This is a genomic window from Sodalis sp. (in: enterobacteria) (assembly GCF_047607725.1).
Lineage (GTDB): Bacteria > Pseudomonadota > Gammaproteobacteria > Enterobacterales > Enterobacteriaceae > JBLKSS01.
In genome coordinates this window covers 1-2,730 of record NZ_JBLKSS010000266.1, presented here as the reverse complement: position 1 = coordinate 2,730, position 2,730 = coordinate 1, and the positions used below count along the sequence as shown (strand labels likewise).

Here is a 2,730-nt window from a genome sequence, read left to right as displayed (position 1 = left end):
TTCTCGCGTTCTTCTTTTTACGTGCCATGCCATACCCCCGGAAGCTAAAAGTCTCCAGAGTATGGCGGAACAGAAGATGAGCGATCGGACAGAATCGGAATCGCTGATCGGGCGACCGGAATCAGTGATCGGACGTGACCGGAATCAGCATGGGGGCGGCCGCTGGGTTTTATGCCACGCAAGCCGGGCTGAATGTGCTAATGATCGACGCGGCCTTTCCGCCGCCCCAAGGCGGCAGCCACCATCGAGATACACGTCTTATCCGCCATGCCTATGGCGAAGGCGAGAAATATGTGCCGCTGGTGCAGCGCGCCCAAACCCTTTGGCAGACGCTCAGCTATGACGGCGAAACGCCGGTTTTTCACCGCAGCAGCGTGATAAACCTCGGGCCGCGTCAATCCGTATTTATTTAAAATGCCGTAAGCGGAGTGCAGCGCTTCCGGCTGCCGTGCGAATTGATGACGGACGCCGCGGTTAACGCGCGCTGGCCGGTAATGCGGGTACCGGACGATTATATTGGCATTTTTAAACCCCAGGCCGGCTACCTGAAATCGGAGCTGGCGATTGCCCGCTATATTTCGCTGGCGGAAAAGGCCGGCTGCGCGCAGCTCTTCAATTGCGGCGTCACGGACATCACGCTCACCGGCGACGTCGCGGAAGTGGCAACGCGCGAAGGCAGCCGTTATCAGGCAAGAAAGCTCTTGGTCGCCGCCGGTACCTGGGTCAAGCAATTGCTGCCATCGCTGCCGGTAACGCCGGTACGCAAGGTGTTTTCCTGGCACCAGGCGGATGGGCGATTCAGCAAAGATAATCATTTTCCGGCCTTCACCGTCGCCGCCACCGACGGCAGCCATTACTATGGGTTCCCGGCGCTGGAGAATGCCCTTAAGGTGGGCAAGCACGATGGCGGCCAACGCATTACCGCGCCCGAGCAGCGCAAGCCGTTTGGCGCCTTGGCCGAGGACGGCTCGGAGGCATTTGGTTTTCTGCGCACGTTTTTGCCGGGGGTTGGCGTGTGTCTTAGCGGTCAGGCATGCACGTATGACCTTTCCCCCGACGAGGATTTCATTATCGACACGCTGCCTGGGCATGACAATGGGCTGGTGATATCCGGCCTGAGCGGCCACGGCTTTAAATTTGCCAGCGTGCTGGGTGAAATTACGGCCGCGTTCGCCGAAGGGCGCGATAGCGGTTTCGATTTATCGCCGTTTTTGCTGCGCCGCTTTGCCGCCTAGCCACCCCTCGCCGCCGGTCGGTTAGTCACCCTCTTGATACTCGCCGTCCGCGCATAGACGGGCACGGCGTTTCTTGCCGGATTAGCCACGCCCCGTGCGCCGTCGCCGTTTACCCGTGCTTCGCCGCCCGCTATTTCTGCGCCGGATCGTCCCCCGTCAGCGTCAGTTGCAGGCGCTCACGGGATTTATTAAATATCTTCATGCCGTTTTCCCGCCCGGCGCGGCGCGAACGCTGCTCGGACAGCGGCAGCGACAGCTCCTCCTGGCAGGTCACGCTGCAGCAGCCGTCATAGTTATCGGCACAAACCGGGCACTGGATAAACAGCAAATGGCAACCCTGATTACGGCAATTGGTATGGTTGTCGCAGGGTGCGCCGCATTGGTGGCAATGGGCGATAATATCCGGCGTAATGCGCTCGCCCAAACGTTCGTCAAACACGAAATTCTTACCGGTAAATTTCAGCGGCAACCCTTTTTCCCGCGCGCGGCGGGCGTATTCAATTATTCCGCCTTCCACGTGATACACATTTTTAAAGCCGTTATGCAGCATCCAGGCGCTGGCTTTTTCGCAGCGGATACCGCCGGTGCAGTACATGACAATTTTTTTATCTTTGTCGTGTTGTAACATATCCACCGCCATCGGCAGTTGTTCACGGAACGTATCGGACGGAATCTCAATGGCCTTATCGAAATGCCCCACCTCATACTCATAATGGTTGCGCATATCCACAAAGAGCGCATCCGGATCGTCCGCCATGGCGTTAACGTCCTCCGCTTTCAAATAACGTCCGACGTTCGCCGGATTGAAAGTGGGATCCTCAATACCGTCGGCAACGATACGCGGCCGCACTTTCATGCGCAGCACCCAGAAAGATTTGCCGTCGTCGTCCAAGGCCACGTTCAAGCGCAGTCCATCCAACTGGGGATGGGCGGCGGACAGCACCTCGCGCAAGGCGTTAAAACGGCTCTGCGGCACACCGATTTGCGCGTTGATCCCTTCCGCGGCGATATAAACGCGGCCGAATACCTGCAGCGCCGTGAGCGCCCGGTAAAGATCATCACGGAAGCCCTGCGGGTCGCTCAGGGTAAAATAGCGGTAAAAAGAGACGGTTGTGTGCGGCTCGCTTTCGGCCAGCATGCGCGCCCGTAATTCCTGATTGGAGACCCGGTTATGTAACACTGGCATGGTGTACGTTCCTGTCGGTAGTAAAGAGATCGGCGGCGGCCACCACGCCCACCGCCGGGCCGCATTTTACCTTATTCGCGCCAAAGCACCAGCCGCGGCGCGAAAATCCCCGCAGCGCCTGTGACGGCCCTTTTGCACGTGTGCGATAGGGCGGCGACTTGACGATACCGTAAGCGCCCCGTGGAGGACGTCTTGAATTATTGGTGGGTTTGTTGTATGAGACAGTAGACCTACGTTACACGCTTATGCTCATTGTATTTTCACATTGTATTGATTTTAATAACTTTTATTTCCATCCCGGTTTGAGTG

At 57.7% G+C, this 2,730-nt stretch carries 1 protein-coding gene and 1 pseudogene; one reads left to right on the top strand and one right to left on the bottom strand.

Annotated features, from left to right (window positions below; translation table 11 throughout):
* Nucleotides 1-149 precede the first annotated feature (149 nt).
* Nucleotides 150-1,235: pseudogene (solA, locus tag ACMX3H_RS18050) on the top strand (N-methyl-L-tryptophan oxidase).
* Nucleotides 1,236-1,365: 130 nt separating this feature from the next.
* Here solA and ACMX3H_RS18045 read toward each other — a convergent pair.
* A complete protein-coding gene (locus ACMX3H_RS18045; RefSeq protein ID WP_415211775.1) occupies nt 1,366-2,421 on the bottom strand; it encodes a rhodanese-related sulfurtransferase in 1,056 nt (351 codons plus the stop codon).
* Nucleotides 2,422-2,730 lie beyond the last annotated feature (309 nt).